Source organism: Pseudomonas sp. v388 (assembly GCF_003935425.1).
Taxonomy (GTDB): domain Bacteria; phylum Pseudomonadota; class Gammaproteobacteria; order Pseudomonadales; family Pseudomonadaceae; genus Aquipseudomonas.
In genome coordinates this window covers 55,613-81,801 of record NZ_RHQN01000003.1, presented here as the reverse complement: position 1 = coordinate 81,801, position 26,189 = coordinate 55,613, and the positions used below count along the sequence as shown (strand labels likewise).

Below are 26,189 nucleotides of genomic sequence, written 5' to 3'. Positions count from 1 at the left end.
CAACCAGGTTCCACACGTAATGAAAGAGCAGCCTTCGGGCTGCTTTTTCGTTGACAGGATACGCCGGGCAAAAAAAAGCCCCGCTGGTGAGCGGGGCTTTGCGTCAGCAGGTCATATCCTGCCGAGCAGTACCAGGATCAGCAGAATGATCAGGATGGTACCGATGATGCCCGACGGGCCGTAACCCCAGCTGCGCGAGTGCGGGAAGACCGGCAAACCGCCGATCAGCAGCAGGATGAGGACGATGATGAGAATTGTGCCGATACCCATGATGAGTTCCTTCTTTTGAGTTCTATTAAGGGCAACTGCAAGTAAAGCCTTCACCGATTGGTATAAAGTTTTGCCTGCTTGAAACATCCGACTGCGACCGCTCGGCAAAGGTTCGAAGTGGAACGAATAATTTTTTACAAATTTAATATTAGTCTTTTATTTCAATGGGTTGAGCGACTTAGTGCGGCACTTTAGTGCACCGCCTACAGCAGTATTAAGGTTGTGAAAACGGTAAAAAGAAATGGAACCTGTAGAGTGCCGAAAAGTCTCCCGGGCATTCAGTACAGACCTCGGCTTTCAGGGGAATGACCAAGCATGCTTTATCGTCTGGCCGCGGATGCGGTGGTTATCCTTCACCTGCTTTTCATCCTCTTCGTCCTCTGCGGCGGCCTGTTGGTGCTGCTGCGGCTCTGGGTCGCGGCGCTGCACCTGCCGGCGATGGCATGGGGCGCGGCGGTGGAATTCTTTCACCTGTATTGCCCTCTGACGCCGCTGGAAAACAGCCTGCGCCTCAAGGCGGGCGAACAGGGTTATGCCGGCGGGTTCATCGAGCACTACGTGGTGGCGATCATTTATCCCGGCGGGCTGACGCCGCAGATCCAGCTGTGGCTCGGCGCCGTGGTGCTGGTGATCAATGCGCTGGTCTACGGCGTGCTGCTGGTCAGGCTCATGCGGCCCGCACGACATCGATGACCGGGCCACGCGCCGCGGTTTGCCCGAGGCATTCAGCGAGTTGATGGTGGCGTGCGTGGCAGGGTGCAGTGTTTACACTCCAGCCACCTACCGGCAAACCACAAGGCATTCGACATGCAAAATCGCATCATGATTACCGGCGCAGGCTCCGGTCTGGGCCGTGAAATCGCCCTGCGCTGGGCACGGGAAGGCTGGCGCCTGGCGTTGTCCGACGTCAACGATGCCGGTTTGCTGGAAACCCTCATGCTGGTGCGTCAGGCCGGCGGCGACGGCTTCACCCAACGCTGCGACGTGCGTGACTACAGCCAGCTCACCGCGCTGGCGCAGGCCTGCCAGGAACGGTTTGCCGGCATTGACGTCATCGTCAACAACGCAGGCGTAGCGTCGGGAGGCTTTTTCAGCGAATTGTCCCTGGAAGACTGGGACTGGCAAATCGCGATCAACCTGATGGGCGTGGTCAAGGGCTGCAAGGCGTTCCTGCCGCTGCTCGAAGCCAGCAAAGGCAGGATCATTAACGTCGCGTCCATGGCGGCCTTGATGCAAGGCCCGGCGATGAGCAACTACAACGTCGCCAAGGCCGGTGTGGTGGCCCTGTCGGAGAGCCTGCTGGTGGAACTGCGCGGGCAGCAGATCGATGTGCATGTGGTGTGCCCGTCGTTCTTTCGCACCAACCTGCTCGATTCCTTCCGCGGCCCGACCCCAGCCATGAAAGCCGAGGTAGGCAAGTTGCTGGAAGGCTCGCCGATCACTGCCAGCGAGATTGCCGAATACATCTACGAGCAGGTCGGCCTGGGCGAATTCATGATCCTGCCCCATGCCGACGGACGCCAGGCCTGGGAGCTCAAGCGCAAGCACCCGCAGGCGCTTTACGACGAAATGAGCACGCTGTGCGCGAAAATGCGGGCCAAGGCCAGGCGAAGCTCATCCAGCCTGTGACGGCAGCCGGAACCCGGCATTTCTGATAGGGTTGCGCGCATCTTTCGCCGTCTGACGAGGAGCGTCGTGCTCAATTACCTGTGGTTCTTTCTGGCGGCACTGTTCGAGATCTTCGGCTGCTACGCCTTCTGGCTGTGGTTGCGTCAAGGCCAGAGTGCGCTGTGGGTTATCCCGGCGCTGGTCAGCCTGACCCTGTTCGCCTTGCTGCTGACCCGTGTCGAAGCCGCCTACGCCGGTCGGGCCTACGCGGCTTACGGTGGCATCTATATCGTGGCGTCGATTGCCTGGCTGGGTCTGGTCGAACGGGTCAGGCCGCTCAATTCCGACTGGCTGGGCGTTGCCCTGTGTGTCGCCGGCGCGACGGTCATCCTGTTGGGGCCGCGTTGGTCAACGCCTTGAACAGGCGTTTTTCAGCTAGAAGTAGGATGTTTCTTTCAGGTCGCTCCGAGCGGCTTGAAGGGCATTACTGATTTGCCTGCGCCTCATTGAAGCCGCAGTCAGCGCCATGCAACCTGTGTTCTTTTGATAACAAGAGAGCAGGAAGATGCTGGTACTGACACGGGATGTGAGCGAGACATTTGCCATCGGTGAAGAAATCACCGTGCAGATTCTGGGGGTGAACGGCAACCAGGTACGGCTCGGCATCGACGCGCCCAAGAGCATCAAGATCCACCGTGCCGAAGTGTTCAAGCGCATCGCCAGCAAGCGGACGCCGCCACAACCCCGGCCTACCCTGCCGCCGGCCCAGGCTTGATCAGTCGAAATATTCCTTGGGCACGTCATGCTTGAGCATCAGCTGGCACTGCTGGCTTTCCAGGTCGAAGAAAATCACCGCCTGGCCTTTGGTCAAGGCATGACGTACACGCAACACCCGGGTTTGCAACGGGGTATCGTCGCCATTGTCCGTACCATCGCGCGTCACGAAATCTTCGATCAGGCGGGTGAGGGTGTCCGGTTCAAGTTGGTCGTAGGGAATCAGCATGGCAGCTCTCGGTTCGGTAGCGGGCGATGATAATCCAGTTCCGCAGGCGCCTCACATCTTCCTGCAGGAACACCCGCCATGTGGGAGCGGCCCGGCGGCGCTCCGCTTGTCCGCGAAGGACCGGGCGATGGCGTGGTGTCAGATCCATATTGCATCAGGTTCTGCTGCCGCTGCGCGCCAGATCGCGAGCAAGCTCGCTCCTACAGGGATCGCGGCAGACGCTGGAGCTGCGCAAACGAGGAACCTGATCCAGCTTGCACTCATGTTCTGCTGCCGCTGTGCGTCAAATCGCGAGCAAGCTCGCTCCTACAGGGATCAGGGATCGCGGCAGACGCTGGAGCTGCGGCAAACAATGAACCTGTGGGAGCCAGCTTGCTGGCGAAAGTGCTGATCCAGCTTGCACTCATGTTCTGCTGCCGCTGTGCGCCAGATCGCGTGCAAGCTCGCTCCTAAGCGGATCGCGCAGGCGGCGATCCGTGTCGTCCCTCAACTGTCTTCGCGATGCTGCCCGATCAGGCTGTCCACCGGCGGCACCCGTGTGTCGGATTCCATCTGCGCATCGTGCTCCAATTGATGGCTGAACCGCTCCAGCGAACTTTGCGCCGGTTTGGCATCGCTGGCAAAGACCGGCGGGCTGAGCATGTAGGCACCGAGCAGTTTGCTCAGGGCCGCGAGGCTGTCGATATGGGTGCGCTCATAACCATGCGTCGCATCGCAACCGAAGGCCAGCAAAGCGGTGCGGATATCGTGGCCTGACGTGACCGCCGAATGCGCATCGCTGTAGTAGTAACGGAACAGGTCCCGTCGTACCGGCAACTCGTTCTCCACGCCAAGGCGCAGCAAATGTCGCGACAGGTGATAGTCGTAAGGCCCGCCGGAATCCTGCATCGCCACGCTCACCGCATGCTCGCTGGAATGCTGGCCGGGCGCGACCGGTGCGATGTCGATGCCGACGAACTCACTCACATCCCAAGGCAACACCCCCGCCGCGCCGGTGCCGGTTTCTTCGGTGATGGTGAACAGCGGGTGGCAATCGATCAACGGCTCCGCGCCGCTGTCGACAATGGCCTTGAGCGCGGCCAGCAGGGCAGCGACCCCGGCCTTGTCGTCCAGGTGACGGGCGCTGATGTGGCCGCTTTCGGTGAATTCCGGAAGCGGGTCGAAGGCCACGAAGTCGCCAATGCCGATGCCCAGCGACTCGCAGTCGGCGCGGGTGGTGCAATACGCGTCCAGACGCAACTCAATGTGATCCCAGCTGATCGGCATCTCATCGACCGCAGTGTTGAACGCATGCCCCGAGGCCATCAACGGCAGCACGCTGCCGCGAATGATCCCGGTGTCGGTGAACACGCTGACGCGACTGCCTTCGGCGAAGCGGCTCGACCAGCAGCCCACGGCCGCCAGGGCCAGACGGCCGTTGTCCTTGACCTCGCGAACGCTGGCGCCAATGGTGTCCAGGTGCGCGGAAACCGCACGGTCCGGGCTGTTCTGCTTGCCCTTGAGCGTGGCGCGAATGGTGCCTCGCCGGGTCAGTTCGAACGGAATGCCGATTTCTTCCAGGCGCTCGGCAACGTAGCGCACGATGGTGTCGGTGAAGCCGGTAGGGCTGGGGATCGCGAGCATTTCCAACAGAACTTTCTGCAGGTAATTCAGATCCGGATCGGGGATTTTTGCAGTAGGCATGGAAGGCTCCTTACGAAGCAGCTACACGCTGGAAGCTCAAAGCTGCAAGCGGGATGACTCCCGGCTTGCGGCTTGAAGCTTTTGCGGCGTGAAAGCTGCGGTTAAATATGCACCGGCAAGCTGTGCGGAAACAGCAGATCGACGAAGCGTTCAGCGACAGGTTGTGGTTCGTGGTTGGCCAGGCCGACACGCTCGTTGGCTTCGATGAAGACATACTCGGGCTGATCGGCGGCGGGCACCATCAGGTCCAGGCCGACGACCGGAATATCCAGCGCGCGGGCGGCACGTACGGCAGCATCGTGCAGCACCGGATGCAGGATTGCGGTGACGTCCTCCAGACAGCCGCCGGTGTGCAGGTTGGCGGTGCGGCGCACGGCCAGGCGTTCGTCCAGTGGCAGCACCGTGGAGTAGTCGTAGCCGGCATCGCGTACCGTGCGTTCGGTCTCTTCATCCATGGGGATCTTGCTTTCGCCGTCCGTCGCCGCCGCGCGCCGACGGCTCTGGGCTTCGATCAACTGCTGGATAGTGTGACGGCCGTCACCGATGATTTCGGCCGGGCGGCGGATGGCCGCTGCGACCACTTCAAAACCGATGACCACAATGCGCAAATCCAGGCCTTCGTGGAAGCTTTCCAGGATGACTCGGGTATCGAATTGCCGGGCACGTTCGATGGCGCTCTGGACTTCTTCGATGGTGGTCAGGTTCACTGCCACGCCCTGGCCCTGTTCACCATCCAGCGGCTTGACCACCACCCGGCCGTGTTCGTCGAGGAACGCCAGGTTGTCGTCGGCGTTGCCGCTGCGCTGCTGGGCCGGAAGCTTCAAACCCGCCGCCTTGAGGGTGCGATGGGTCAGGCTCTTGTCCTGGCACAGGGTCATGCTCACTGCGCTGGTCAGGTCACTGAGCGACTCGCGGCAACGGATGCGCCGTCCGCCGTAGCTCAAGGTGAACATCCCGGCATCGGCGTCGTCGACGTGCACATCGATGCCACGCCGATGGGCTTCCTCGACGATGATTCGCGCATACGGATTGAATTCCGCCTGTGGGCCGGGACCGAGGAACAGCGCTTCGTTGATGCCGTTCTTGCGCTTGATGGCGAAGGTCGGCAGGTTGCGAAAGCCCAGCTTGGCATACAGCGCCTTGGCCTGGTGATTGTCGTGCAGCACCGACAGGTCCAGATAACTGAGGCCGCGACTCATGAAATGTTCGATCAGATGCCTGACCAGCACTTCGCCGACGCCCGGCCGGGTGCATTGCGGGTCCACCGCCAGACACCACAGGCTGCTGCCTTTCTCCGGGTCGTTGAAGGCTTTCTGGTGGTTGAGCCCCATGACGCTGCCGATCACCGCGTTGTCGCTTTCATCTTCGGCCAGCCAGTACACCGGACCGCCCTGATGGCGCGGAGTCAGCAAGGTGTGGTCGATGGGCAGCATGCCCCGCGCCAGATACAGGTTGTTGATCGCCTGCCAGTCTGCCTCGCTCTGCGCACGGCGGATACGAAAGCCACGGAACACGCGATGGGCCTGGCGATAGTCGCTGAACCACAGGCGCAGCGTGTCCGAAGGGTCGAGGAACAACTGTTGCGGCGCTTGCGCCAGCACCTGCTGGGGTGCCGCGACGTAGAGCGCGATGTCACGCTCGCCGGGCTTTTCATTGAGCAGTTCTTCGGCCAGGGCCGCAGGGTCGGGATAGGTATGGCCGACCAGCAGCCGGCCCCAGCCGCAGTGCAGGGCCAGCGGAACGGCATCGGGCTGGCAACCGTCTTCGGCGAAGCGCGCCTGCAACCGCTCGTAAGAGGGCGACTGGCCCCGCAGCAAGCGCTGATTGTAGTTGGTCGCGTTCTGTTTCATTGATCAGAGTCCTTGTTCGCTGAGCCAGAGGTTCAGCGCTGCCAATTGCCACAGCTTGGAGCCGCGTAACGGCGTGAGTTGGCCCTGAGGGTTGGTGAGCAGTTTGTCGATCATGGTCGGGTTGAACAGGCCGCGATCCTGGCTCGGGTCGACGAGCAGGTCGCGTACCCAGTTCAGGGTTTCACCCTCCAGGTGCTTGAGGCCGGGCACCGGGAAATAGCCTTTCTTGCGGTCGATGACTTCCGACGGGATGACCATGCGCGCCGCTTCCTTGAGCACATGCTTGCCACCGTCCGGCAGCTTGAATTTGCCCGGAATCCGCGCCGACAGTTCGACCAGACGGTAATCGAGAAACGGCGTGCGCGCTTCCAGGCCCCAGGCCATGGTCATGTTGTCCACGCGTTTGACCGGGTCGTCCACCAGCATCACGGTGCTGTCCAGACGCAGCGCCTTGTCGACGGCGGCGTCTGCGCCGGGCTGGGCGAAATGGTCACGCACGAAGTCACCGGCCGCGTCGTTGGCCGTCAGCCATTTCGGCTGCACGGTGTCGGCATATTCGGCGTAGCTGCGGTCCACGAAGGCATCACGATAAGCTGCGACCGGGTCGGCAGCACCGTCGACCTGCGGATACCAGTGATAACCGGCGAACAATTCATCGGCGCCCTGGCCGCTCTGCACCACTTTGCAATGCTTGGCGACTTCACGGGACAGCAGGTAGAACGCGATGCAGTCGTGGCTGACCATCGGCTCGCTCATGGCGCGGAACGCCGCCGGCAGCTGCTCGATGATTTCGCTTTCCTGAATCCGCAACTGATGATGACGGGTGCCGTAGTGGCGGGCGATCAGGTCCGAATACTGGAACTCGTCGCCCCGTTCGCCACCGGCGTCCTGAAAACCGATGGAGAAGGTCGACAGGTCTTCGACGCCGACTTCTCGTAACAGGCCGACCAACATGCTCGAATCGACACCGCCGGAGAGCAGCACGCCGACATCCACTGCCGCACGCTGCCGAATCGCCACCGCTTCGCGAGTGCTGTCCAGCACCCGGTCGCGCCAGTCTTCAAGGGTAAGATTCTTCTCGTCTTCGTGTGGGCCGTAAGGCAGCGTCCACCAGACTTTCTGCTCGGTCTTGCCATTGGCGTCGATGCGCATCCAGCTGGCCGGCGGCAGTTTCTCCACACCGGCCAGCAAGGTGCGCGGCGCCGGTACCACGGCATGGAAGTTCAGGTAGTGGTTCAGGGCAACCGGGTCCAGCATGCCGCTGATGTCGCCGCCCTTGAGCAGCGCCGGCAGCGAGGACGCAAAGCGCAGCCGCTTGTCGGTCCTGGACAGGTACAGCGGCTTGACGCCCAGACGGTCGCGGGCGATGAACAGCTGACGGCTGTCGCGTTCCCAGATGGCGAACGCGAACATGCCGTTGAGCTTGGGCAGCATGTCGGCGCCCCAGGCGTGATAGCCCTTGAGCAACACTTCGGTGTCGCCACCGGAATGGAAGGCGTAGCCCAGGCTTTCCAGCTCGGCACGCAGTTCCGGGAAGTTGTAGATCGCACCGTTGAACGCCAGGGACAGGCCCAAGTGGCTGTCGATCATCGGCTGCGCCGAACCGTCGGACAGGTCCATGATTTTCAGACGGCGATGGCCCAGGGCAACCGGCCCTTGGCTATGAAAACCCCACGCATCCGGGCCGCGAGGCGCCAGCTCATGGGTAATGCGTTCAACAGCGGCGAGGTCCGCTGGTTGATGGTCGAAACGTAGTTCACCTGCTAATCCGCACATAAGTCCTTACCGGGTTTCCGTTGGGGAGGTAACTGGCAGAAAGCACAGTCACCCAGAAACTGACCCGCACGAAACTCAGGAGTTTTAGAACAACTGGTTATAAGCGAGCCTGTTCGATAAGGCGGTACACCTGGCCGGTCGTCGTTCCTAGCAACTTTGACAGTAGTTCGCGCCGGTCGCCGGGCGCAGCTTTTTCCTGACAGGGATGCACCTTGCACCCTGATGGCAAGGCAGGAGACGCTATGAGCACTCAAACCGAATGGATCTCGGTGGGCCGGATCAGCTCGGACCGCGGCCTGGCCCCTGGCGAGCAGCTCCAGATTGTGTTGCTTGCGCCAGACGGCAGCGTCGTCGAATGGATAAGCTTCGCGCCGCTCCCCGAGGATCTGACTCAGTATCGTTGGCCCTTCGCGCTGGCAAGCCATGTCAATGCCAAGGCCAGACAGCTACGCGCCGGGATCAAGCAAGCCGATGGCTCGTTCAAGCCCGAGTTCAGTGGTTACCTGAATAAAATCTGGACAACAGACGCTACCCGGACGGTACTGAACACTGCATCTGACCTGAGTCAATGGGCGGATCTGGGCGCGCTTGATTCAACCGGCTCTCTACCTGGTGGCTCGTCCATCACCTGCCAACTGCTGGATCCTGGCAAGGGGCATCTCTATCAGACGGTCGATTTTCCGGTGCCCGATGGCAAGGGCGGCCGTTTTACCTGGCCTGCCTATCTGAGCCGATTCATCAATGAGAGGGGCGGCTTGCTGCGTGGCGGCGAAAAGGACGACGTGAGCAAAACCTTCGTGCCCATCAGCAGTGCCTATCGCAATCATTTGTGGGCACCTGTCGGGATGCCTCTGATCGTTGAAAGGCGGGTCACGATTTCTGCCAGTGCTCGCGCGAACGCACAGCTGTCATACGAGGCGTTGTGCGCGCAGGTTGTCAAAACGCCTCCGCCGGTCGAGACCATTGACGCCTGGCTGACCGGCTTCGAGGGCGGTCGCTTCAAGGACCTGACTTATCCTGCGGCGGGCGTCCCGGTGACCGACGTTACTGCGCTGACCGCCCACCTGGACCGCACTGCGAAAATCGCCAGCTACCTCTACAAACAAACCGTCCCGGACCCCGACGTCTATCTGCTCAAGGCCGCCGAAGCGCTGAATTTCTATGCTTCACAGGATTATCCCGTCAACTGGTGGTACAGAAGTATCGGCCTGGCCAAGGCTGCGGGAATCGCCGGCTTGTTGTTGGCCCGGCATTTGAGTCCGCAAGCACTGATGGCCGTCTACATCCCCTACGCGATGCGGGTCACCACGACCTTCGCCCACACTCAGACCGGCGCCAATCTGGCTGACTTTGCTTCGATTCAGGTGCTCTGGAGTCTCTGCGCCTGGAAGAATTCCAAGGACGACAACTACCTGTTGTTCCTGCGAGGCGCTGCGGATGTGCTGTCCGAATTGTGCCTGCCGGTGGCGCGCAGCGGCAAAGAGAATGGAGAGGGGATCAGCGTCGATTACTCGATCAGTCAGCACAATTCACTTTTCGACGGCCGCCGTTACAACCAACTGTATTCGGGCTCTTATGGCGTCGAATTACTGGGCAGAATCTTCGAAAGCCTCACAGCCCTGAAAGGGGAGTTCGCGTTATTGCCCGGCTCTCGGCACCACCTCGGCAGGGTGTTGTTGGAGGGCATGGGTTGGATGGGGTACGCACAGCATATGGACTTTCATGTGTACGGCCGAGGGATCAGTCGCGGTTCGATGCGCACCACAGTGTTCGGCAGATGGGCCGCGATTTTGCTGCCTGAGGCCGACGATGCCACCCGTCCCGTATTGGAGGAACTGATTCGGCGCACAGATGGCGATGAAACGAGCAATCAGTATTACAAGGGCGCCCGCGTGTTCTGGGTCAACGAGTACATGGCCTACGTGGGGGCCAGGTTTTGCCTGTGGGCCAGGGTGGTCTCTACTCGCACCATCGGCACGGAGAGTTCCGGCGGCGAGAACCCCAAGGCGTTGTACATGGGCGCAGGCACTTACCTGCTGAGTCGGCACGGTCTGGAATACGAAAACATCCAGCCGGTCTGGAACTGGCAGCGGTTGCCCGGCTCGACGGTTGAGCAGGTTCCCGACTTCGTCTGGCCGGATATCTATGGAGGACGCAATACCTGGGGCAGCCATGACTTCGCGGGCGGAACCTGCCGAGGCAACAGAGGGATTCTGTCCATGGAGCTGTCTCGACAGAATGTGACCCACGCATACAAGACCGTGATGGCCATCGATGACAGGATCCTGTGCGTCGGCACCAGCATCGACAGTCCCGGAGTCGTTCACCCCGTGGTGACCACCGTCAACCAGTGCATTGCGCGCGGGCCGGTTCGCTATCGGGATTTCCAGGGTAACGAGTTCGATTTGGCCCTCGGGCAGTCCGTCACTTCATCGAACATTCGTGAGGTCTATCACGACGGGTTCGTCTACACCTTTGGCGTCCTGTGGGCTCATCCCAATGTCACCGTCGAGCTCAAGACCCAGACCGGCGCATGGTCGGATATCAACGTCGGTGGCTCTCCCGCCATCGTCGAGCACCCGGTCTTTACGTTGTGGGTCAATCATCTGCAACGCGAAGGTGCCGGTTACTTCTATGAAATGAAACCCGCTGACGGTTTTCTGCCAACCGCCTCGGTGCTCAGGGCGGATCACATCACCACCGATACGCACCTCTGGAGCGACGGCGCCACATTCGCCATGGGCACGGTGTTCAAGGCATCGCCGGCTGTGCGACAGAACCAGTCCCCGATCTGGCCCGAACAACCCTGCACATTCATCTATGAACTGGACGACAACCAGTTCCGCCTGACTTGCGCCGATCCGATCCAGATCCGTGAATCACTGTCGTTCATCGTGAGCACGGACGAGCAAGCTGCATCGCCACGCAGAATTACCGTAGCGCTGCCCCAGGGTGACGAACGAGGGCGGACGGTCAGTGGGACTTACCCCCTGAAGAGTGATTGAGCGTGAGACGGGATCAATACCCGGTCATCTCCAGATAGCCCACTCCGCCCTGACTGCCGCTCAGGTTCACCGGGCCTTCCCAGTAGGGAATATTCACGCCCATCCAGGCGTTGGGGTTGAGGGCGTCGACGGTGATGGCCAGGTGCTTGTCGGGAATCTTCACTGACCAGCGGGTGGGGATTTTCCGCCCGGCGACTTCGGTTTCGTTCAGCGGGGCGAGCTGGATGTCGTCGGCGTTCAGCAAACGGGTGCGGCCATCGGCGCCGATCCAGGTGCCGGTCAGGTACGGCGCGCCGGTGCGGTGGCGCATACGGTAAAGCATGACGTGCTCGCCATCGGCCAGGTGCAGCGAGAACCAGTCCCAGCCGGTCTGGTTGGCGGTCAGTGGCTGACTGCTCCATTCCCGGTCCAGCCAGGCATGGCCTTTGACTTTATGCAGTTTGCCGTTGATCTGCACCTGACCCTGGGCTTCGAAAAATGGCTGGCTGTAATAGTACGAGGCCTGGCCGACTTCGGATTTCTGGCTGAAACCCTGCTCGCCCTGCAACACCAGTGGCTTGTCGGATGTGAGGTGCAAGTCGTAGCTGAATCCCTCGCCACTGGCCTTGAGCTGCATCTGCGCCAGCGGATCGTGGGCGGCGCCGGTGCTGGCGAACGACCAGTCATCGATCCATGCGTCGAATGGCCCAAGCCGCACGCCGGCCTGTTCGACGCCGCCACGGCCGTAGCGCTGGGCAACCTTGTGCTCGGTGGCCGAGGTCGCGGCCGCGTGCCCCATCCAGATCGTGCCGTCGTTCCAGCCGCTGTCCGGTTGCGGGGCGGGACGCAAGGCGCTGCGAAACAACGTCCACTGCACACCGAAGCGCTGGCCCTGTTGGTCTTCCAGCGTCGCCGTGACGTACCACCATTCGATGCGAAACCCCGGATGCTGGCCGTGGTCTTCGGGAAAACTGAACACCCGGCCCGCTGTCACGCGGGTGTAGTCGTCTGCCTGACCACCCAGGCCGGCAAAGCCGGCATCCGGCTGCGCGGGCTGATCGCAGGCGCTGAGCAGCAGGGCGGTGGCCAAGGTCGCCAGCCATTTAGTTTTCATTGGCGAACGTCCTGATCAGATCGGCGGGGCGAGTGCGGGACAGCTTCAGCAACGGCCAGGCCGAAGCCAGCAGCGTGGCAAGCATCGCCAGCCCCAGTAATTGCAGCAGCTGCAGCGGGAAGATCTGCAACGGCAGGCGCCAGCCGAACGCCTGCACATTGATGACCACGTTCAGACACCAGGCCAGCAACACCCCCAGCGGCAGGGCGAACACCAGCGTCAGCAGCGCCAGCAGCCAGGTCTGGCCGAGATTGAGCAGCATCAACTGGCGTCGGGTCACGCCCAGTGCCCAAAGCGGCGCCAGTTGCCCGAGCCGGCTTTGACTCTGGGTCAGCAGGCTGATGAACAGCGCCACGCCCGCGACCCCAAGGGTCAGGCTGTTGAGCGCCGCCGTGGCCGCAAAGGTGCGTTCGAAGACCTGATTGGACCAGCGCTTGAGCCGGCTCTGGTCGATGATGTGGTTGTCGTCCAGCCCGAAGCGGGTGCGCAATTGCGGCACCACTTGGTCGATCGCGTCACGCTCGATGCGCAGATTGAAGCGATTCGGCGTCAGTTGCGGCCAGTGGGCGAGCAGGCGCGTGGCGTTGACCAGCAAATGGCCCTTGGGGTTGCCGTAGTCGGCGTAGATGCCCACCACACGGGTTGCCCATCGGCCGCTCGGCACCGGAATCTCCAGACGGTCGCCCAGCCCGGCTTTCAGGCGCCGGGCCAATTGTTCGCTGAGCATCACGGCATCATCGCCCGCCAGTTGCGACCACGGGTCTGCGCCGCTGGATTCCAGCAACTGCCAATGCTGGCGGTAGTGCGGGTGATCGATCACCCCGAACAGGTCGGCAGGCCAACCCTGCAATTGCACCGGCACCTGCCAATTGGGCAGCACGGCGCGGATCTGCGGTTGCCCGTCCAGCCAGGTGTGCAGCTCGCGTGCCTGCTGTGGATCGAGCGGGCTGACGTACAGCTCGGCGCTCAAGCGTTGTTCCAGCCAGCTGCCGAAGGTTTCGCGGAAGCCGGAGGTCATGGTTCCGGCGCCGATATTGGCCGCCATGGCCAACAGCAGCGCCATCAAGGCCAGGCTCAATGCGGGTAACTGTTGTCGGCAATCGGCGACGAACCACTGGCCCAGCACCGAATGACTGCGCGTTCCGGCACCGGCCAGCAGCGCGTCCAGCAGGGCCGGAAGGCCCAGGGCGGCGCAGAGTAGCAGCGCGGAAATCAGCACGAAGCCCATCACCAGAGTGTCGCCCAGCAGCCAGGCGGCGGCCGCCACCAGCGCACATATCCCGGAGATCAAAGCCTGGCGGCGCAACCAGCGCGCGTGGGCCTGCTGCCAGGCTTGCGCGTCGGCCAGCGCCAGCAACGGCAGCCGCGCCGCCCGCAACAGGCTGTTGGCTCCGGCCAGCAAAGCGCCGAGTAAACTCAGGCCGATGCCGCTGAGCCACCAGCCCAGGTTCAGATTCAACTGCCCGGCGACCTCGGCGCCATACAGCCCGCGCAGGCTGGCGGCGACATCCGGCAGCAGCAGGCCGGCCAGCAGGTAGCCGCTGACTACGCCGAACAGACCACCGATCAATGCCAGTGCGCCCAGTTCCAGCGCCAGTGCCCCGATCAGGCCGCGTGCGCTGACGCCGGATGCCCGCAGGTTGCGCAACAGCCCGCGCCGTTGTTCCAGGGCCAGACCGATGGCGGCATGCACGATGAACAGCCCGACGATGAACGACAACACGCCCAGGGCACTGAGATTCAGGTGGAAGCTTTCCGTCAGCCGTTCCAGGTTGTTCTCTTCGCCGCTTTCACGGATCACCAGCCGACCATTCAATTGCGCCGGCAGCACCGGTTTGCTCGCAGCGAATGCCTTGGGCAGCAGCAGGCTCGACAACTGGCCTGGCAGGGCTAGCAGGGGCTGGGCGAAGCCGATGTCCATCAGCAATACGCCGGGCGCCATGTCCGGTTGCACGCGCAGCGGCGGCAGGGCGCGGCCGTCTGCGCTTTGCGGCTGTTCGCCTTCGCGATAGCCGAGCGATTCCAGAGTCTGCGGCGCGATCCAGGTGACGCCCGGCGGGGTCAGAAACTCGACGATCTGCTCCGAATCAAGAGTTTGCCCGGCAACGGCAGAACCGGGCGGCAGCGTCACCGGCTCAATGCCGATCAGTTGTACCCGTTGCGATTCCCGGCCCTTGAGCAGGATGCGGCCTTGCAGCGTGGGCGAAACCGGCCAGCCCGCGCGGCGTAACTGAATGTACAGCGCCTGGGGAAACACGGCGCCGTCCGCCGAGGCCAGCCGGGACTGTGGTTCGCCGCCGATCATCTGGCTGGCGCGCTGATAGCTTTCCCGCGCCTGACTGTTGAGGGCCTGCACACCGGTCAACAGGCTGGTTGCCAGCCACAGGCCGGTCAGGATGCTGAAGAACTGCACCGGGTGCCGCCGCCAGTGGCTGAGGAGGGTAAGCAGCGTCCAGTAGAACACCCGCATCTCAGGACGCGCCTTGCGGGGCGAGTCGACCGAAATGCAGCACGACTTTGCGCGACAGGCGTTCTGCAACCCGCGCACTGTGAGTCACCATCAACAAGCTGGTGGGGCTGTCGTCGAGCAAGTCCAGCAGTAGCTGTAAAACTTCGTCACTGGTGTTTTCGTCGAGGTTGCCGGTGGGCTCGTCGGCCAGCAACAGGCCGGGACGCGAGGCCAGGGCGCGGCCGATGGCGACCCGCTGCTGTTGGCCGCCGGAAAGTTGCTCGGGGTAACGCTTGAGTAAATCGCCAAGGCCCAGGCGTTCGGTCAACTGCGCCTGCCAGACCGGATCGTAGCGCCCGGCCAGGCGTGCCTGGAACGCCAGATTGTCTTCGACCTTGAGGCTGCCGATCAGGTTGAACTGCTGGAATACCAGGCCGATTTCGGTGCGCCGCCAGTTGGCCAGCTGGCTTTCGCTCATCCGGTCCAGACGCTGACCGTTGACGTCGATACGGCCGTCATCGACCTTGTCCAGACCGGCCACCAGATGCAGCAAGGTGCTTTTGCCGCTGCCCGATTCCCCCATCAGCGCCAGGCTCTCGCCCTGCGCCAGCTGCAGATCGACCCCACGCAAGACCGCCAGCGGGCCTTGCGCGGTGGTGTAGCTCTTGAACACGTTTTGCACCTGCAGCATGAGGACTCAACCGGATAGATGTGAGCGACAAGCATAGCCGGTGCAGGCAGTGCCTATGTGTCGTCTGGGAATCAGTCTTCGCGAACAAGCGGAGCGCGGCCCGGTTCGCACCTACGGCTTGTTACCCGATTGCCGCTTTACCCCGTATCAACCCCCGCAAGGCAAACCGGTTCGGCAGGCAGGCTTCGGCGACGCTTCTTGGCAGCGGCAGGGGTTCTTCGTCCAGCCAGGCGGCAATCAGCTCGCCAGACAGCGGAGCGGTGATCAGGCCGCGGGAGCCATGGCCGCTGTTGATGTACAGGCCATCCAGCCACGGGCAAGGAATAGCCGGCACCTGTCGCGCATCCTTGGCCAGCGCAGCGTAGGCCTCGACGAACGCAGCCTGATCGGCCAGCGGCCCGACAATCGGCAGGTAATCCGGGCTGGTACAGCGAAACGCGGCCCGGCCTTGCAACTGTTCGGCCGGGAGCGAATCGGCGTCGAGGCGTTGCGCCAGATCGGCGGAGATCTCACGCAGCAGCTCAAGGTTGCCCAGATGATCCGCCGCATTGGGTGTCAGGTCTTCGCTATGAAAGTCAAAACTGGCCCCTAGCGTGTGTTCGCCCAATCGCGCCGGCGCCACATAGCCTTCGGCGCAGACCACCGTTCCCAGTACCCGGCTGGCCTCGGTCTGCGGCAAACGGGTGATCTGCCCGCGAATGCGCTTGAGCGGCAGCCCGGCACTCTGCGCAAACCCCTTGATATCCGCCGCACCGGCCAGCACGACAATCGGCGCGCTGTCGATGACCTCGCCGTGATCCAGCGCCTGCCACTGACCGTCAACACGGCGCAGTTCCAGGGCTTGGCGATGGGCGATCAGGCGAATGTCCGGATGCGCCAGCTGTGCGTTGCACAAGGCGGGCGGATGCACCCAGCCACCTTCGGGGAAAAACAGCCCGCCGGATTTGAGCGCCACGCCACTGCGTGCCTCGGCGCCCGGATGGTCCAGCAGGTGCAGCAGATCGTCGGGAAATGCCTGGGCCAGTTGCGCCTGACGCCTGGCTTCCTTGTCGTCGAAAGCCAGCTGCAGCACCCCGCAGTTATCCCAGTCGACACCCCGTTGCAGCCGCTGCAGCGCACGCCGCGTGTGGCCGAAACCGCTGAGGATCAACTGCGACAGCGCAGTGCCGTGGGCGGACAATTTCAGATACAGCACGCCTTGCGGATTTCCCGACGCTTCCTGGGCCGCTTGCCCGTGGCGCTCCAGCACGCTGACCTGCCAGCCGCGCCGGGCCAGACTGTGTGCCGTGGCGCAGCCGGCCAGCCCGGCGCCGATCACCAAAGCCTTGCGCTCGCCCTGAACCGCAGCGGGGCGGGCGAACCACGGCGCGGCCCGCGGCGGCGCCGGCACCTCCTGCGGCCAGGCGATGAAGGTGCCGCGCAGCACCTCCCACTTGTGGCCGATGCCCGGCACGCGCTTCATCTTGAAACCTGCCGCATTCAGGGCGCGACGCACCCAGCCGGTGCTGGTAAAGGTGCCGATGCTCGTTGCCGGGGTGGACAGCCGCGCCAATTCGGCGAACAGCTCCGGCGTCCACATCTCCGGGTTTTTGGCCGGCGCGAAGCCATCGAGAAACCACGCGTCGATCTTGCCGTCCAGCTGCGGCAGCATGTCCAGTGCATCGCCGATCAACAGCGTCAGCGTGACCCGGCCATCGTCGAACACCAGTCGCTGGAAGCCTTCATGAATGGCGACGTACTGATCGAGCAGTTGCCCGGCAAACACCGACAGCTCGGGCCACAAGGCCAGCGCGCGTTGCAGGTCGGCGCGATCGAGCGGGAATTTCTCGACGCTGACGAAATGCAGGCGCGCTCCGGCAGGCGCGCAGGCGTCGAACAGCTGCCAGGCGCAGAGAAAATTGAGACCGGTGCCGAAACCGGTCTCGCCGATCACCAGCCGGCCGCCTGCCGACAAGGCTGAGAAGCGGTTGCGCAGGTCGTTCTGCACCAGAAACACGTGGCGCGTCTCGGCCAGCCCCGACTCGGTGGAAAAATACACATCGGAAAAAACGCGGGAACGAGGGTTGCCCTGTTCGTCCCAGTCGATTTGAGCGTGGGCGATCTGGGCATGGCGGGTCGTGGTCATGGTGGGCTCAGCGGTGGCAGTGGCGGCATTTTAGACCGCTGCGACAAGAAAAGCGGCACTGCGGGAAGATCCAATTGACCCATGACAAGGAATGACGGTCTGAAACTCCATGTTGCGATCACATCGGGTAGGCTCACCCGCTCGGAAAAGGGAGTTGTTCATGTTCGAATCCGCTGAAATCGGTCATGCCATCGACGATGACACCTACGAGGCCCAGGTTCCCGCTTTACGCGAGGCGTTGCTGGAAGCTCAGTACGACCTGCATGAACAGGCCGGGCGGCAGATCATCGTGCTGATCAACGGCATAGAAGGGGCGGGCAAGGGCGAGACCGTCAAACTGCTCAACGAGTGGATGGACCCGCGCCTGATCGAAGTGCGCACTTTCGACCAGCAGACCGACGAAGAACTGGCGCATCCACCGGCCTGGCGCTACTGGCGGCAACTGCCGGCCAAGGGCCGCATGGGAATTTTCTTCGGCAACTGGTACAGCCAGATGATTCAGGATCGTGTCCACGGCCGCTTCAAGGATGCCGTGCTGGACCAGGCCATCGGCGGCGCGGAACGTCTGGAAAAGATGCTCTGCGACGAAGGCGCGCTGATCTTCAAGTTCTGGTTTCACCTGTCACGCAAGCAGATGAAGCGTCGCCTCAAGTCCCTCAAGGACGACCCGCTGCACAGTTGGCGCATCAGCCCGCTGGACTGGCAGCAGTCGCGCACCTACGACAAATTCGTGCGCTTCGGCGAGCGGGTGCTGCGCCGCACCAGCCGCGAGTACGCGCCCTGGCACGTGATCGAAGGTGCTGATGCCAATTACCGCAGCCTGACGGTCGGTCGCCTGTTGCTCGAAGGCATGCAGGCGGCGTTGAGCAATGGCAAGACCCGACCTCAAGCCTTGAGCATCGGCCCGTTGGGCACCAGTCAGGATGAGCTGACCCTGCTTGACAGTCTCGACCTGAGCCAGCGGCTGGAGAAGGACGACTACGAGCAGGCGCTGATCGCTGAACAGGCGCGGCTGTCGGGCAACATGCGCGACAAGCGGATGAAGCGGCATGCGCTGGTGGCGGTATTCGAGGGCAACGACGCGGCCGGCAAGGGCGGGGCGATTCGCCGGGTCGCGGCGGCGCTGGACCCGCGCCACTACAATATCGTGCCGATTGCCGCGCCCACTCAGGACGAGCGCGCCCAGCCGTACCTGTGGCGTTTCTGGCGGCAGATTCCACCGCGTGGCAAATTCACCATCTTCGACCGTTCCTGGTACGGCCGGGTGCTGGTCGAGCGGGTCGAGGGCTTTTGCAGTGAATCCGACTGGCTGCGGGCCTATGGTGAGATCAACGATTTCGAGGAACAGCTCACTGACGCCGGCATCGTGCTGGTGAAGTTCTGGCTGGCCATCGATGAGCAGACTCAATTGCAGCGCTTCGAAGAACGCCAGGAAATCCCGTTCAAGCGCTACAAGATCACCGACGACGACTGGCGCAACCGCGACAAGTGGCCGCTTTACCGCCAGGCCGTGGGCGATATGGTCGACCGCACCAGCTCGCAGATCGCCCCTTGGACGCTGGTGGAGGCCAATGACAAACGCTGGGCCAGGGTCAAGGTCTTGCGGACATTGAACGAGGCACTGGAAGCGGCTTTCGCCAGGGACAAGAAAAAGTAACGCGGCATTCATTTGGGTTGGTCCTGAGACTGCTGCGCAGGACCGATCCCAATCCTTCGCCTGAAATTTCCGAGAGCCGCTTGGCGCCTTGCGTCCAGGGGTTCGGCTCAATACTCTGCGCCGCATCGCCCGTTGCCACCTCCGGCAGGGCGATGCCCATTGGAGTTCCATCGGAGATGACTCGCATGCCCAACCAGCCCATCGCTTCAACCAGCCTGTTTTCAATCAACGACACCGTTGGCCCGCAGGACGCGCTCAACCACGCTTCGGACCTGCTGCGTTGCATCATCGCGACGGCGGAAGAGTCCACTGAATCCAACCACGGCGCGAGCCGCGATCTGAACCTGTCGGTCGTGCACCTGGCGCAGATGGCCAAGGCCATGGTCGACCGCTCGCTGGACTGCATGGCCGCCCATTGATCGCATCACCCGGCTCAGCCTGTCAGCCAGCCGACCCCTGCACTGGCGGCGACCACTTGCCAGGGCGCACGCTTTGCGTAAGTCAGGGCGAGAAAAGCCAGAAGCGTCCACAAGACGTCCTGCCAGGTATGGACAGCGCTGCTCCACACTGGCTGAAAGAACGCCGCGAGCAATAGCCCGACCACCGTTGCATTGACCCCGACCAGGGCGGCCTGCATGCGGGGCATTTGTCGGAGCCCGGCCCAGAACGGCAAGACACCGGCGAGCAGCAGGAAGGACGGTGCGAAGATGGCCAGCAGGCAGAGCAGCGCAGCGGCCCAGCCGCCAGCCCCACCCTGCAGTGCCGCACCGATAAAGGCTGCGAACGTGAACAAAGGCCCGGGCATCGCCTGGGCTGCGCCATACCCGGCGACGAACGTTTCGGGTGCGATCCAGCCGCTGCTCACGACTTCGCTCTGCAACAACGGCAAGACCACGTGGCCGCCGCCGAACACCAGGGCGCCGACGCGGTAAAAAGCTTCCACCAGTGCCAGCGCCGGGCTGGCATACAGGGCATTGAGGATCGGCAGGCCAGACAGCAGCAACAGGAAAGCTGCCAACCACAGCGCACCTGCACTGCGGCCCAACGGGACCGGCCACGCATCTGCGCGCTGGGGCGTGGCGGGCCTGAACAGCGAAGCGCCGACCAGTGCCGCCGCCGTGATGACCAGCAACTGTGTCCAGGCATAAGGCATCAGCAGGGCCGCAACGCAGCCCAGGCCCATGAAGCACGCCCGCAGCGGGCTTGCACAATGCTGGCGCGCCATTGCGCAGACCGCCTGGGCCACCACCGCCACCGCCGCGATCTTCAGGCCGCGCAGCACGCCGTCCGCGATCGGGCTTTCGGCCTGGACCAGGCTCAGCCCCAGCCATGTCATGAGCAGCGCCGACGGTAAGGTGAAACCCGCCCAGGCCGCCAGCGCGCCGCGATAACCGGCCCGCGACAGGCCCAGCGCCATGCCCACCTGACTGCTGGCCGGGCCTGGCAGAAACTGGCACAGCGCAACCAGCTCCAGATAACTGCGCTCGCTCAGCCAGCGCCGGCGCGTGACGAACTCGGCGTGGAAAAATGCCAGGTGCGCCACCGGACCGCCGAAGCTGGTGAGCCCCAGGCGCAGGAAAATCAGGAAAATGGTGCCGCAATGACGCGTTTCGGTGGGCAGCATGGTGATGTCTTGGCAGGCCGAGCGGGCAGAGTAGAAGCTGTCACGCGGATCGGCAAGGCACGCTCGCCCGCTTCAACGTTCGCGCAAGGCTTCTGCCCTGGCCTTGAGCACCGGTTTGAGCAGGTAATCCATCACGCTTTTCTCGCCGGTAATGATATCGACCGTGGCGACCATGCCGGGAATGATCTGCAGCGGCCTGGCGTCGTTGCCCAGGTGATTCTTCTCGGTGCGCACCTGGATCAGATAGAAGCTTTCGCCCTTGTCGTCGCTGACCGTATCGGCGCCGATCAACTCCAGGCGCGCCGTCAGTCCGCCATACAGCGTGTAGTCATAGGCACTGAACTTGACCATGGCTTTCTGGCCGGGATGCAGGAAAGCCACGTCCTGAGGCCGCACCCTGGCTTCGATCAGCAGATTGTCTTCCAGCGGCACGATTTCCAGCAGGTCGCTGCCCGGCTGTACCACGCCGCCGATGGTATTGACCTTGAGCGTCTTGATGATGCCGCGCACCGGGGACACCACGGTAGTGCGGCTCATCCGGTCATCGATGGCGATCCGCGTGGCGCTGAGCCTGGCCAGTTCACTGCGCTTTTCGTTGAGTTCACGAGACGCCTCGGCGCGAAAACCGTCCTGGGCTTCCTGCGCCCGGCTGCGGATTTCATTGATGGCCGCTTCGGCGCGAGGGATCGCCAGGGTGTTGGCCTGCATGGAACCGCGAGTCTCCACGGCGCTGCGTTTGAGGCGCAGGATTTCTACCGGCGACACGGCGCCCGAGCCCACCAGCGGCGCGGACATGTCCAGTTCCTGCTGGACCAGCGCCAGGCTGTTGCGAAACTGGTCCTGCTTGGCGCGATATTCCGCCAGCTCCTGGGTCTTCTGACGCAATTGTTCGTTAAGAGTACGTTGCTCGCTGCTCAGGCGGCGCTGTCGTGAGTCGTACAACGCCAGTTCATCGGCGGCCACCTGCGGCGCATTCTGGGTGACTTCGTCGGGCAGCAGCAACGGACGGCCTTCGGCTTCGGCCGCCAGGCGTTCCACCTGCGCGCTGAGGGTCAGGCGGTCCACTTCGCTTTCGCCGCGATTGGACAGAAAACGTGTGTCGTCCAGGCGCAGCAGCGTATCGCCCTTGTTCACCGTCTGGCCTTCCCGGACGAAGATTTCGGTGACGATCCCGCCTTCCAGGTTCTGGATCACCTGTACCTTGCTCGACGGAATGGCCTTGCCTTCTCCGGTGGTCACTTCCTGGAGGATCGCCAGGCTGGCCCACGCCAGCGCGCTCGACAGCAGCGCGGCGGCCAGCCACACCGTCACGCGCAACCCGCGCGGCGATTCATGGCTCATGGCGCCGGCGCGGTACGGCATGAACTCGCCGTCGTCGCGCAGGCGAGGGTTGAAACGTCGACGCAGACCGCGAGTCGCTGACATGGCTGTGCTCCTTGATTAGCGATAGCCCGCTGCGGGGCGCTCGACGGGAAATGGCCCGGCCTGGCCCTTGCGCAATGCGTCGATCACCGCGTCCTTGGGGCCGTCGGCAACCAGGCGACCGTCGTCCAGGACCAGCAGCCGATCGACCAGCGACAGCATCGACAGCCGGTGGGTGATCAACAGCAACGTCTTGCCCGGCACCAGGCGATGCAGGTGGTGACGCAGGGTGTCCTCACTGGCGTTGTCCATGTGGCTGGTCGGCTCGTCCAGCAACAGGATCGGCGGGGCGAGCAACAGCGCCCGGGCCAGCAGCACTGCCTGACGCTGGCCGCCGGACAGCAACTGGCCGCGCTCGCCCACCGGCCGGTCGAAGCCGCGCGGATGACGCAACGCCAGCTCGTCGACCCCGGTGATGCGCGCCACTTCCAGCATTCGCGAATCACTGACCTGCCGCGCGCCCAGCGTGAGGTTGTCGCGCAGGCTGCCGGCCAGCAGCGGCAGGTCATGGGCGACATAACCCAGCTGGCGGCGCACTTCGGCCAGTTCCAGTTGGCGCTGGTCGAGGCCGTCGAACAGCAACTGGCCCTCATCGGGGCTGTGAAACCCCATCAACAGTCGTGCGAGGGTGCTCTTGCCCGAGCCGCTGCGGCCGATGATCCCCACCCGTTCCCCGGGTTCGAGGCTGAAACTCAGGCTGTCGAGTGCCGCTGCGCCCTTGGGCTCGTAGCGGAAACTCACGCCGCTGACACTGATGGCCCCGGCCAGCGGCGCCGCCTGCAGGGGACGTTGTTCGGTGTCTCGTTCCTGGGGCAAGGCCATCAGCGCGTCGGTGCCGGTCATGGTCAGGCGCGCCTGCTGATAGCGGGTGATCAGCCCGACGATTTGCCCCAGCGGCGCCAGCACCCGGCTGCCGAGCATATAAGTGGCGACCAGCGCGCCAACGCTCAGGTGACCGGCGATGATGGCGTAGACACCGGCGACCAGGGTCACCATGCCGCACAGTTGCTGGATGAACAGCGTGCCGTTGCCGGCCAGCGCCGCCAGACGACGGGCGTGATTGTCCAGGCGTGTCACCGCGCCGTGGGTGCTTTCCCATTGATGCTGGCGCTCGCCCTCGGCGTTGCACGCCTTGAGGGTTTCCAGCCCGCCCAGGGTTTCGATCAGCAGCGCCTGGCGTGCCGCGCCCAGGCTCAGGCTCTTGTGCACCGTGTCGCGCAGGCGAGTCTGGATCAGCCAGGCAAACAGCACTGTGATCGGGAACGCCAGCAGTGGAATCAACACCAGCCAGCCGCCCAGCAGGCCGATCACTGCCAGCATCAATACGGCGAACGGCAGGTCGATCAGGCTGGTCAGGGTTACGGAGGTCAGGAATTCGCGCAGACCCTGGAAATCATGAATGCTTTGCGCAAAACCGCCCACGGTGGCCGGGCGCGACTTGAGCTGCATGCCGAGGATGCGTTCGAACAGTGTCGCCGACAGGATCAGGTCGGTCTTGCTGCCCGCTTGATCCAGCAGGCGGGCGCGGATCAGGCGTAGCGCAAGCTCGAACAGCGTGCCGATCAACAACCCGACCGCCAGCACCCACAAGGTAGACGTCGCCTGATTGGGCACCACCCGGTCGTAGGTCTGCATGACGAACAGCGGCACCATCAGGCCCAGCAGGTTGATCAGCAGGCTGGCGAGAATCGCGTCGCCGTACAGCCCGCGGGAGCGTTGCACGGTATCGCGAAACCATGCCTTGACGCGTGGCATCAGCGGCGTGATCGCCTGTTCCAGTTCATGAAGCGGGCGGGCGTACAGGGCCTGGCCGGTGTAGCGACCAGACAGCTCTTCGCGGCCGACCCATTGTTCGCCGCCCTGGCTTTCCGAAGGCAGGATCAGCGCCCGGCCATCATCGCCCCAGCGCGCCAATACCGCGCAGCCTCCATCGTTCAGCGCCAGCAATACCGGCAGCTTCAGGGCGTCGATGTCGCTCAGGTCTCGGCGCAGCCAGCGCGCCTGCAACCCGGCCCGCGCCGCTGCCCTGGGCAGCAGCGCTGCGCTCAGGCGCTGGTCGGCAAGCGGCAGGCCGGCGATCAGGCTGGCGCGGCTGGGCGTGCGGCCGTGAAGGGTGCAGAGCATCATCAGCCCATCCAGCAGCGGATCGTCGACACCGGTTGCGGGGTCGAGGGCATCGGTCAGTTTCAGACTGTTCATGGCGATCCTCCCTGAACGGAGTTATTTCAGGGCGGGCAGACGGGCTTCGTTCTCGACTTCGCTCAACGCCACCGCTTCGGCCGGCAACACCACGCGCTGTTTGCGCAGCAGTTCACCTTCACTGGCCAGCACGCGGTACATCGCCAGCTCTTCGGTGTAGCGCACCTCGGTGTAGCGGCGCCCGGCGTTGTACAGCTCGTTCTCGCTGTCCAGCAGATCCAGCAGCGTGCGCTGGCCCAACCCGAACTGGTCCTGATACGCCGCGCGCACTCGGGTGGTGGTTTCCATGTATTCGCGGGCCACCGGCGTCTGCTGGCGGGCGTTGGCCATGGCGTTCCAGGCCAGCGACAGGTTTTCGTTGAGCATGCGCAGTGCGTTGTTGCGAATGTCCAGCGCCTGGCCGGTCTTGTAGGCGTTGGAGCGCATGCGCGACTTGTCGCGGTTGCCGTTGAACAGGTTGTAGTTCATCACCACCGCGGCCCGCCATTGGTTGTCGTGGCCTTCTTCGCCTTGAATGTTGTCGTTGGCGCCCACCGCCAGCTCGGCATCGAAACGCGGGTAGAAGGGCGCCTTGGCGATCTCGTACTGCCGCTCGGCGGCCTGGACATCGGCCTGGGCGGACTTCAGATACGGGTTGTTGAGCAACATGCTCTGCTGCGCGTCGCTCAAGGTGAGCGGCACCTCGCCCTTGATCGACGGTGGGGTTTCCAGTTCGTCCGGCAGGCGACCGACCGCGCTGGCAAAGTTGGCCTCGGCATCGGCCAGGTTCACCTGCGCGGTCTGGAAGTTGTTCTGCGCCAGCGCCCGGCGTGCGAGGGACTGGTCGCGGTCGGCAGTGCTACCCACGCCGCGCTCACTGCGCAGGCCGATCTGATCGTTGATGCGCATATGCGCCTGCAGGTTGTTGCGCGCCAGGGTCAGCAGCTCGCGGCACTTGAGCACTTCCAGATAGACCTCGATGGCGCGCAACGCCAGGCTCTGGGACGTGCCCTGCACGTAGTAGGCGCGCGAGTTGACCACCGCGCTGGTGCGCCCGACTTCATTGGGCGTGTTGAAACCGTCGAACAGCAACTGGCGCAGGCGCAGTTCGGACTGGGTGTAATTCAGGGTTCTGTTCTCGTGGCCGTAGAGGGCGCGGGTGCTGGGGTTGTCCGACCGTTGCCGGCCGTAAGCGGCCACCAGATCCACGGCTGGCAGGTAGCCGCCCTTGGCGATATTGAGTTCTTCACCGGCGGACAGACGCTGGTTCTTGTCGGCCTGCAACTCGGGGTGGTGGTCGATGGTGTGCTGGATCGCCTCGGTCAACGATATGGCCTGCGCCTGGGCACAAGCGACAGCCAGCACCACAGCACTGTAAAGCGGAGTCAGATCGCGCATAAGTACTTTTCCTGAAGTGTGTTCTAGGTCGCCAAAAAATCGACTTTTTTACACTGCTGGCCGTTTCAGGCTCGTAACAACACAGCTAAGAACAACTTTTGAGAAAGCTCAGACGTTTTTTTCATATGCCTTATGCCGAAAAAAACTTATGCGCTTTTCCGAATTCGGGCGATGTTGGGTACAGGATGTTCACGTTAAATCAACGCTTTAGACGCCCTGTATAGCTGGTGGCGGATTTATGACTCGTCCAGGTGTAACGCCGGTCAGCGCTGTTTTGCATGTAAAAACAATGAATTGATTCGCTGTCGATATTTTGTCGCTGTCAGGTTTTTGCAAATTGTCGTCGCGACCATGAAA

At 63.1% G+C, this 26,189-nt stretch carries 20 protein-coding genes; 7 read left to right on the top strand and 13 right to left on the bottom strand.

What is annotated here, in order from left to right; translation table 11 throughout:
• Positions 1-111: 111 nt before the first annotated feature.
• Positions 112-270 (bottom strand): DUF3309 family protein, encoded by a 159-nt coding sequence (locus EGJ27_RS07905; RefSeq protein ID WP_125830181.1) that lies wholly within the window; start codon positions 268-270, stop codon positions 112-114.
• Between the two features lie 315 nt (positions 271-585).
• Between EGJ27_RS07905 and EGJ27_RS07900 the strand changes: the two genes are divergently transcribed.
• The 4 genes from EGJ27_RS07900 (at position 586) to csrA (ending at position 2,653) form a co-directional block, all read left to right on the top strand.
• A complete protein-coding gene (locus EGJ27_RS07900) occupies positions 586-963 on the top strand; it encodes a DUF2784 domain-containing protein (protein WP_125830180.1) in 378 nt (125 codons plus the stop codon).
• A 114-nt stretch (positions 964-1,077) separates the two neighbouring features.
• Positions 1,078-1,899: an SDR family oxidoreductase gene (locus tag EGJ27_RS07895; protein WP_125830179.1), complete on the top strand. Its 822-nt coding sequence runs from the start codon at positions 1,078-1,080 to the stop codon at positions 1,897-1,899.
• Positions 1,900-1,965: 66 nt separating this feature from the next.
• Positions 1,966-2,298 carry a YnfA family protein gene (locus EGJ27_RS07890; RefSeq protein WP_125830178.1) on the top strand — a complete coding sequence of 111 codons (333 nt, stop codon included), beginning with the start codon at positions 1,966-1,968 and terminating at the stop codon, positions 2,296-2,298.
• A gap of 145 nt (positions 2,299-2,443) precedes the next feature.
• Complete coding sequence (gene csrA / locus EGJ27_RS07885; RefSeq protein ID WP_125830177.1) at positions 2,444-2,653, top strand: carbon storage regulator CsrA; 210 nt, start codon at positions 2,444-2,446, stop codon at positions 2,651-2,653.
• Here csrA and EGJ27_RS07880 read toward each other — a convergent pair whose 3' ends face one another.
• The 4 genes from EGJ27_RS07880 to EGJ27_RS07865 form a co-directional block, all read right to left on the bottom strand.
• Positions 2,654-2,881: a YheU family protein gene (locus EGJ27_RS07880; protein WP_125830176.1), complete on the bottom strand. Its 228-nt coding sequence runs from the start codon at positions 2,879-2,881 to the stop codon at positions 2,654-2,656. It abuts the gene before it with no gap.
• A gap of 486 nt (positions 2,882-3,367) precedes the next feature.
• On the bottom strand, positions 3,368-4,564 hold the full coding sequence (locus EGJ27_RS07875; protein ID WP_125830175.1) for an osmoprotectant NAGGN system M42 family peptidase: 1,197 nt from the start codon (positions 4,562-4,564) through the stop codon (positions 3,368-3,370).
• Positions 4,565-4,665: 101 nt separating this feature from the next.
• Positions 4,666-6,414, bottom strand: coding sequence for an N-acetylglutaminylglutamine synthetase (ngg, locus tag EGJ27_RS07870; protein WP_125830174.1), 1,749 nt, complete (start codon positions 6,412-6,414; stop codon positions 4,666-4,668).
• Positions 6,415-6,417: 3 nt separating this feature from the next.
• Positions 6,418-8,190, bottom strand: coding sequence for an N-acetylglutaminylglutamine amidotransferase (locus tag EGJ27_RS07865; protein WP_125830173.1), 1,773 nt, complete (start codon positions 8,188-8,190; stop codon positions 6,418-6,420).
• A 242-nt stretch (positions 8,191-8,432) separates the two neighbouring features.
• Here EGJ27_RS07865 and EGJ27_RS07860 point away from each other — a divergent pair, with 242 nt between their 5' ends.
• Positions 8,433-11,195, top strand: a complete 2,763-nt coding sequence (locus EGJ27_RS07860) for a polysaccharide lyase family 8 super-sandwich domain-containing protein (protein WP_158619338.1) — start codon at positions 8,433-8,435, stop codon at positions 11,193-11,195.
• Positions 11,196-11,208: 13 nt separating this feature from the next.
• Here EGJ27_RS07860 and EGJ27_RS07855 read toward each other — a convergent pair whose 3' ends face one another.
• From EGJ27_RS07855 to mnmC, 4 genes are all read right to left on the bottom strand, one after another.
• Complete coding sequence (locus EGJ27_RS07855; protein ID WP_125830172.1) at positions 11,209-12,288, bottom strand: lipocalin-like domain-containing protein; 1,080 nt, start codon at positions 12,286-12,288, stop codon at positions 11,209-11,211.
• A complete protein-coding gene (locus EGJ27_RS07850) occupies positions 12,278-14,758 on the bottom strand; it encodes an FtsX-like permease family protein (RefSeq protein ID WP_125830171.1) in 2,481 nt (826 codons plus the stop codon). The genes EGJ27_RS07855 and EGJ27_RS07850 overlap by 11 nt, the downstream gene beginning before the upstream one ends.
• Before the next feature lies 1 nt (position 14,759).
• Positions 14,760-15,428 (bottom strand): ABC transporter ATP-binding protein, encoded by a 669-nt coding sequence (locus EGJ27_RS07845; RefSeq protein ID WP_125830170.1) that lies wholly within the window; start codon positions 15,426-15,428, stop codon positions 14,760-14,762.
• 121 nt (positions 15,429-15,549) lie between these two features.
• Positions 15,550-17,553 (bottom strand): bifunctional tRNA (5-methylaminomethyl-2-thiouridine)(34)-methyltransferase MnmD/FAD-dependent 5-carboxymethylaminomethyl-2-thiouridine(34) oxidoreductase MnmC, encoded by a 2,004-nt coding sequence (gene mnmC, locus EGJ27_RS07840; RefSeq protein WP_125830169.1) that lies wholly within the window; start codon positions 17,551-17,553, stop codon positions 15,550-15,552.
• Between the two features lie 160 nt (positions 17,554-17,713).
• Here mnmC and pap point away from each other — a divergent pair, with 160 nt between their 5' ends.
• Positions 17,714-19,210: a polyphosphate:AMP phosphotransferase gene (gene pap, locus EGJ27_RS07835; protein ID WP_125830168.1), complete on the top strand. Its 1,497-nt coding sequence runs from the start codon at positions 17,714-17,716 to the stop codon at positions 19,208-19,210.
• A 185-nt stretch (positions 19,211-19,395) separates the two neighbouring features.
• Positions 19,396-19,629 carry a DUF6124 family protein gene (locus EGJ27_RS07830; RefSeq protein ID WP_125830167.1) on the top strand — a complete coding sequence of 78 codons (234 nt, stop codon included), beginning with the start codon at positions 19,396-19,398 and terminating at the stop codon, positions 19,627-19,629.
• A gap of 14 nt (positions 19,630-19,643) precedes the next feature.
• On the opposite strand, the gene chrA is transcribed toward EGJ27_RS07830, so the two are convergent.
• The 4 genes from chrA to EGJ27_RS07810 all read right to left on the bottom strand — a co-directional run bounded on the left by chrA (position 19,644) and on the right by EGJ27_RS07810 (position 25,832).
• On the bottom strand, positions 19,644-20,840 hold the full coding sequence (gene chrA, locus EGJ27_RS07825) for a chromate efflux transporter (protein WP_371920845.1): 1,197 nt from the start codon (positions 20,838-20,840) through the stop codon (positions 19,644-19,646).
• Positions 20,841-20,906: 66 nt separating this feature from the next.
• Positions 20,907-22,259 carry an HlyD family type I secretion periplasmic adaptor subunit gene (locus EGJ27_RS07820; RefSeq protein WP_125830165.1) on the bottom strand — a complete coding sequence of 451 codons (1,353 nt, stop codon included), beginning with the start codon at positions 22,257-22,259 and terminating at the stop codon, positions 20,907-20,909.
• Between the two features lie 15 nt (positions 22,260-22,274).
• A complete protein-coding gene (locus EGJ27_RS07815) occupies positions 22,275-24,455 on the bottom strand; it encodes a type I secretion system permease/ATPase (RefSeq protein ID WP_125830164.1) in 2,181 nt (726 codons plus the stop codon).
• Between the two features lie 21 nt (positions 24,456-24,476).
• Positions 24,477-25,832 carry a TolC family outer membrane protein gene (locus EGJ27_RS07810; RefSeq protein ID WP_125830163.1) on the bottom strand — a complete coding sequence of 452 codons (1,356 nt, stop codon included), beginning with the start codon at positions 25,830-25,832 and terminating at the stop codon, positions 24,477-24,479.
• Positions 25,833-26,189: the final 357 nt, after the last annotated feature.

Bases quoted from the DNA above. Each gene is read 5' to 3' on its own strand.
- EGJ27_RS07905 (WP_125830181.1), bottom strand. From the start codon at position 270: ATGGGTATCGGCACAATTCTCATCATCGTCCTCATCCTGCTGCTGATC.
- EGJ27_RS07900 (WP_125830180.1), top strand. From the start codon at position 586: ATGCTTTATCGTCTGGCCGCGGATGCGGTGGTTATCCTTCACCTGCTT.
- EGJ27_RS07895 (WP_125830179.1), top strand. From the start codon at position 1,078: ATGCAAAATCGCATCATGATTACCGGCGCAGGCTCCGGTCTGGGCCGT.
- csrA (WP_125830177.1), top strand. From the start codon at position 2,444: ATGCTGGTACTGACACGGGATGTGAGCGAGACATTTGCCATCGGTGAA.
- EGJ27_RS07880 (WP_125830176.1), bottom strand. From the start codon at position 2,881: ATGCTGATTCCCTACGACCAACTTGAACCGGACACCCTCACCCGCCTG.
- EGJ27_RS07875 (WP_125830175.1), bottom strand. From the start codon at position 4,564: ATGCCTACTGCAAAAATCCCCGATCCGGATCTGAATTACCTGCAGAAA.
- ngg (WP_125830174.1), bottom strand. From the start codon at position 6,414: ATGAAACAGAACGCGACCAACTACAATCAGCGCTTGCTGCGGGGCCAG.
- EGJ27_RS07865 (WP_125830173.1), bottom strand. From the start codon at position 8,190: ATGTGCGGATTAGCAGGTGAACTACGTTTCGACCATCAACCAGCGGAC.
- EGJ27_RS07860 (WP_158619338.1), top strand. From the start codon at position 8,433: ATGAGCACTCAAACCGAATGGATCTCGGTGGGCCGGATCAGCTCGGAC.
- EGJ27_RS07855 (WP_125830172.1), bottom strand. From the start codon at position 12,288: ATGAAAACTAAATGGCTGGCGACCTTGGCCACCGCCCTGCTGCTCAGC.
- EGJ27_RS07850 (WP_125830171.1), bottom strand. From the start codon at position 14,758: ATGCGGGTGTTCTACTGGACGCTGCTTACCCTCCTCAGCCACTGGCGG.
- EGJ27_RS07845 (WP_125830170.1), bottom strand. From the start codon at position 15,428: ATGCTGCAGGTGCAAAACGTGTTCAAGAGCTACACCACCGCGCAAGGC.
- mnmC (WP_125830169.1), bottom strand. From the start codon at position 17,553: ATGACCACGACCCGCCATGCCCAGATCGCCCACGCTCAAATCGACTGG.
- pap (WP_125830168.1), top strand. From the start codon at position 17,714: ATGTTCGAATCCGCTGAAATCGGTCATGCCATCGACGATGACACCTAC.
- EGJ27_RS07830 (WP_125830167.1), top strand. From the start codon at position 19,396: ATGCCCAACCAGCCCATCGCTTCAACCAGCCTGTTTTCAATCAACGAC.
- EGJ27_RS07820 (WP_125830165.1), bottom strand. From the start codon at position 22,259: ATGTCAGCGACTCGCGGTCTGCGTCGACGTTTCAACCCTCGCCTGCGC.
- EGJ27_RS07815 (WP_125830164.1), bottom strand. From the start codon at position 24,455: ATGAACAGTCTGAAACTGACCGATGCCCTCGACCCCGCAACCGGTGTC.
- EGJ27_RS07810 (WP_125830163.1), bottom strand. From the start codon at position 25,832: ATGCGCGATCTGACTCCGCTTTACAGTGCTGTGGTGCTGGCTGTCGCT.